Source organism: Megasphaera sp. DJF_B143, from assembly GCF_900320625.1.
GTDB classification, from domain to species: Bacteria; Bacillota; Negativicutes; order Veillonellales; family Megasphaeraceae; genus Megasphaera; species Megasphaera hexanoica.
Window position 1 is genome coordinate 1 of sequence record NZ_ONTA01000119.1, and the last position, 4738, is coordinate 4738.

Annotated in this window: 6 protein-coding genes; 4 read left to right on the plus strand and 2 right to left on the minus strand. The window is 54.8% G+C overall.

The window, feature by feature from the left end; genetic code table 11:
- Both hemA and cysK read right to left on the minus strand, forming a co-directional pair.
- Positions 1–856, minus strand: an 856-nt coding sequence (gene hemA, locus DBO31_RS03555) for a glutamyl-tRNA reductase (protein ID WP_150824459.1), incomplete at its 3' end; no start/stop codon positions are given.
- 143 nt (positions 857–999) lie between these two features.
- Complete coding sequence (gene cysK / locus DBO31_RS03560) at positions 1000–1932, minus strand: cysteine synthase A (protein WP_150824460.1); 933 nt, start codon at positions 1930–1932, stop codon at positions 1000–1002.
- 305 nt (positions 1933–2237) lie between these two features.
- Between cysK and DBO31_RS03565 the strand changes: the two genes are divergently transcribed.
- The 4 genes from DBO31_RS03565 to DBO31_RS03580 all read left to right on the plus strand — a co-directional run.
- A complete protein-coding gene (locus DBO31_RS03565; protein WP_075581922.1) occupies positions 2238–3716 on the plus strand; it encodes a putative sulfate exporter family transporter in 1479 nt (492 codons plus the stop codon).
- 52 nt (positions 3717–3768) lie between these two features.
- Positions 3769–3990 (plus strand): hypothetical protein, encoded by a 222-nt coding sequence (locus tag DBO31_RS03570; protein WP_150824461.1) that lies wholly within the window; start codon positions 3769–3771, stop codon positions 3988–3990.
- Positions 3991–4001: 11 nt separating this feature from the next.
- Positions 4002–4211 (plus strand): sulfur carrier protein ThiS, encoded by a 210-nt coding sequence (gene thiS, locus DBO31_RS03575; protein ID WP_059076053.1) that lies wholly within the window; start codon positions 4002–4004, stop codon positions 4209–4211.
- Positions 4208–4738: HesA/MoeB/ThiF family protein (locus tag DBO31_RS03580; protein WP_150824462.1), on the plus strand; the 531-nt coding region annotated here is incomplete at its 3' end. The genes thiS and DBO31_RS03580, both read left to right, overlap by 4 nt.

Sequence of the window (4738 nt, forward strand, 5' to 3'; positions counted from 1 at the left end):
GCTCGATATCCCGGGGAACGGCGATATCGATGAGAAGCAGCGGACGCCCCTTGCGGGCCTTCATGATGGCGGCCAGCCGTTCTTCCGTCAGGACGTAGTGAGGCGCTCCCGTAGAAGTGACGATGATATCGGCCCGGGCAGCAGCCTCATTGCCCTTCTGGTAATGGACGGCCGTGCCGGAAAGAAGGGAGGCCAGCTTCTGTGCCCGTTCGATATGGCGGTTGACGATATACAGTTTTTTCAGACCTTTGCCTAAAAAATTGCGGGCCGCCAGTTCCGCCATCTGACCGGCGCCGAAGAGGAGCAGTGTCTTTCCGGTGACGTCTCCCAGGAGATGTTCTGCCAGCTGGACGGCAGCATAACTGACGGAAACGGCGTTGTAGGCGATGTGCGTATCCGTCCGGACCCGTTTGCCTGTGGCGATGGCCTGATGGAACAGGAGGTTTAGGACGATTCCCGTGGCACCGCAGTCATGGGCCAGCAGATAGGCCTGCTTTACCTGACTGAGAATCTGGCCTTCGCCGATGATCTGGGAATCGAGGCTGGAAGCGACGCGCAACAGGTGGACGATGCAGTCCCGCCCGGTATAGGTATAGAAATAGTCCGGCCGGATTTCCGGTTTACCGTTCAGCAGGGAAAGAAAGAAATCCTGCAGCACGCGGGCCGGCGTGCCTTCGGGACAGACGGCATAGATTTCACTGCGGTTGCACGTCGAGAGGATGACCGCTTCATGTATTGTTTGATACTGTCCGCTCTGCGACAAGGCCGTGCGGATGCGTTCCGGCGGCACAGAGAACTGTTCACGTACGGAAACGGGGACTGTCTTGTGATTCAGGCCCCAGACGAATAATTCCATAATAATCTCCTTATAGTTGTTCTTGTTATTAGTGTAGTCAATTCTTTATAACAATACAAGAGGAAAATAGAAAATGAGGCGGCCCTGATAAGCGTTAGTTGCTTAATGGAGCCGCCTTTTTTTGTTTGATGTCTGATGTTGGGTCAGCGCAAAAATCCGGGGATAGTCAGGTAACGGTTTCCCGAGTCGGGGAGGAGGGTGACGATAGTTTTTCCGCGATATGCTTCCTGCCGGGCATACGAAACGGCGGCAGCCAGGGCGGCTCCGCCGGAAATACCGGTCAGGATGCCTTCCGTGCGGGCGAACTGCCGGGCAGCCGTGAAAGCTTCTTCTGTGGTGATAGTCTTTATGTCATCGTATACGTGCGTATCCAGCGTGTCGGGAATAAAATTGGCGCCGATACCCTGGAGCATGTGCGGACCGGCATGACCTTCCGAGAGCAGAGGCGAGTCAGCCGGTTCGATGGCGACGATGCGCACCGACGGGATGGTGCGTTTTAAATAATGACCGATGCCGCTCAGGGTACCGCCCGTGCCGACGCCGGCGAGGAACAGGTCGATCTGTCCGTCCGTGTCATCGTATAATTCCGGCCCCGTCGTTTCTTCGTGGATCCTGGGATTGACGGGATTGGTAAACTGGCCGGGAATGAAGGAGTGGGGAATTTCCCGGGCCAGTTCCTGTGCTTTTTCAATCGAACCGGTCATGCCCTTATACCCTTCGGTCAGGACGATTTCCGCACCGTAAGCGGCCATGAGGTTCCGCCGTTCGATGCTCATCGTATCGGGCATGACGAAGATGGCCCGGTATCCCTTGGCGGCAGCGGCAGCAGCCAGGCCTATGCCCGTATTGCCGCTGGTCGGTTCGATGAGGACCGAGTCCGCCTGGAGGATGCCTCGGTGTTCGGCGTCTTCAATCATGGCCAGGGCGACCCGGTCTTTGACGCTGCCGGCGGGATTCAGGTATTCCAGTTTAACGAGAAGGCGGGCTGCCAGATGGTGGCTGTCGTTGAAGCGGACCGGTTCCAGAAGGGGCGTATGACCGACGAGGCCGGTCATGCCAGTGTACACTTTTTTCATAGTATTATGTTCTCCTTTTAAAATATATAAATTTGGTAATGATTTGGATAATCCCTATTATATACCGAGATTACGCCATATCAAATAATTAGAATTTAATTCTAAATTTTTTATTTCAAAGGACTGTAATCTCTTGACAGACGAAATATAAAAGTGTACTATTTGCGTAAACATTGCAATGCTTCTATGTACTCGTATTTCCTGACATCGAAACGGTGAGGGAGATCGAAAGGGAGCTGTCCGCCTGGTGACGGGACTGTCTCTTGTTCCATCATTTCATGTTTTTTATATGAGAGGTGATTTGTATGACCGATACTTCAATACCTGCACGGAGCCGTTCGGCTTTTCTTGCCAGTGAAGACTGGTGGGCCGTGTGGCTGGGATTATTCATTTTTGCCCTCGGTGCCGGACGCATCGGGGATGTCGATCTTCTGGGATGGGTTCCCAAATTCGGCGTCTGGATGGATCCGGTCAAAGCCGTGGCGGCCAATTCCCCGGCCTTTTCCTGGCTCGGCGGTGCCGGAACTGTCATCGCCGCCTATTTCTTTGTCCTCCTTCTTACGACTATAGGCGCCTGGTTCATGGGCGCACGGATCAAACGGTTCATAGCCAGCTTTTCTATCCTGTACTGGCTCACCATCGGAGCCAATATACTCGGCAACTATGCATATCTGGCAGCGACGCCGGATAAACGGGCGGCTTTTCACATCACCTGGTCTCTGAGCCTGGGTGAACTGGGATTCGTCTTTGCCCTTGTGGCAGGACTCATCATCGGAAATTTCTTTCCGTCGGCGGCCCGCTTCCTCTCGGTAGCAGCCAGACCGGAATGGTATATCAAGACGGGCATTGTCATCCTCGGTGCCAACATCGGCATTCAGGCCATCAGTGCCATGAGCCTGGCCGGGACGGTCATCGTCCGCGGCCTGTGCGCCGTCGTCGAAGCCTACCTCATTTACTGGCCTGTCGTCTATATCATCGCCCGCAAGTTCTTCCATTTCACACCGGAATGGGCGGCCCCCATGGCCTCCGGCATTTCCATCTGTGGCGTCGCCGCTGCCATTGCCACAGGCAGTGCCATCCGGGCACGGCAGATCATCCCGGCTATACTGGCTTCGGTCATTATCGTATTCGTCGCCGTGGAACTGCTGATCCTGCCCTTCGCCGCCGCCTTCTTTCTCTCCGGTGAACCGATGGTAGCCGGCTCCTGGCTGGGACTGGTCGTCAAGAGCGATGGCGGTGCCGTCGCATCGGGAGCCATCGCTGATTCGCTCATCCGCAGTCAGGTACTGGAACAGACGGGGATAGCCTATCAGGAAGGGTGGATTCTCATGGCGACGACGACAGCCAAAGTCTTCATCGATATCTTCATCGGCGTCTGGTCCTTTATCCTGGCCGTCGTATGGTCGGTCTGGCACCTGAGCAGCCGCGACGGCGTGAGCCGTCCTGCCGGCAGCGTTTCCAAACGGGAAATCTGGGACCGGTTCCCAAAATTCATCATCGGCTTCGTCGGACTCCTGGCGGTGGTCTTTTTCTCCGGACTCGTCCGTCCCGACCTGATTGCGGGACTCAAAGCCGGTGCCGGACAGGCTAATCTCATCCGGACAATCTTTTTCGGCCTCTGCTTTTTCTCCATCGGACTAGTGACCAATGTCCGCAAATTATGGCATGCCGGCCTGGGACGCGTGACCGGTGTCTATGCCGTAGCGCTCCTGGGATTCATCATCTGGGTCGGCCTCGGTATTTCCTGGCTCTTTTATCAGGGCATCGTCCCGCCGGCCATATAACATATAAGTACAATAAATAGGAATAGTTACCGTATGAAAGGTGTGATCATCTATGGCAAGTGAACTGACATCGCATCGGCTGCCACAGGCTGACGAATACTATTATAAACAGACGAACAATCACATTACCCCAAGGGATAACGAAATAGAAACAGGGGCGGACGCCGGGGCCTATTTTCCCCTCCAGCCCATCGAAAAGAAACTCTGCGCCTATACGTTCGGTCTGGGAATCATCCTGCTCTTTATTTTCGTGATTATGTTTAAAGTATTATAGGAGGCATCAATATGACCATTCAGGTAAATGGGGAACCATTTCAGACAGAAATCCCGATCAGCGTGACAACGCTTCTGAAAGAAGCCCGGGTAGAAGCCCCGGAATATGTGACCGTCCAGCTCAATCAGCAGTTTATCCGCCGGGACGATTTTGATACGACCGTGCTCAGCGATGGCGATGTCGTCGATTTCCTGTACTATATGGGAGGCGGTTCCCGGTGAAACTGACGAACGAGCAACTGGAACGGTATTCGCGGAATATCATCCTCTTTGGCGGCAAGGGACAGAAGAAACTCCTGGCCGGCAAGGTGCTGGTCATCGGTGCCGGTGGACTGGGTGCACCGGCGGCTCTGTACCTGGCAGCGGCCGGCGTCGGTACTATCGGCATCGTCGATTACGATGTGGTCGATTTGTCTAATCTGCAGCGCCAGATCATCCATTCCACGGCATCGGTGGGCCAGCGCAAGGTCGATTCGGCCCGCCATACCCTGGAAGGACTTAATCCGGATGTGCACGTCGTCACCTATAATGAATGGGTCAATTCCCAGACGCTGCCCCAGATTATCGACGACCAGCATTATGATTTCATTATCGACGCGACGGATAATTTCCCGGCCAAGTTCCTCATCAACGATGCCTGCGTACTGGGAGGCCATCCCTTTTCCCATGCCGGCATCATCCGCTTCGGCGGTCAGACCCTGACCTATGTGCCGGGCAAAGGTCCGTGCTACCGCTGTATCTTTGACACC

What these genes read in the sequence shown, in the direction of transcription:
- cysK (WP_150824460.1), bottom strand. Translation starts at nt 1,932, where the DNA reads ATGAAAAAAGTGTACACTGGCATGACCGGCCTCGTCGGTCATACGCCC.
- DBO31_RS03565 (WP_075581922.1), top strand. Translation starts at nt 2,238, where the DNA reads ATGACCGATACTTCAATACCTGCACGGAGCCGTTCGGCTTTTCTTGCC.
- DBO31_RS03570 (WP_150824461.1), top strand. Translation starts at nt 3,769, where the DNA reads ATGGCAAGTGAACTGACATCGCATCGGCTGCCACAGGCTGACGAATAC.
- thiS (WP_059076053.1), top strand. Translation starts at nt 4,002, where the DNA reads ATGACCATTCAGGTAAATGGGGAACCATTTCAGACAGAAATCCCGATC.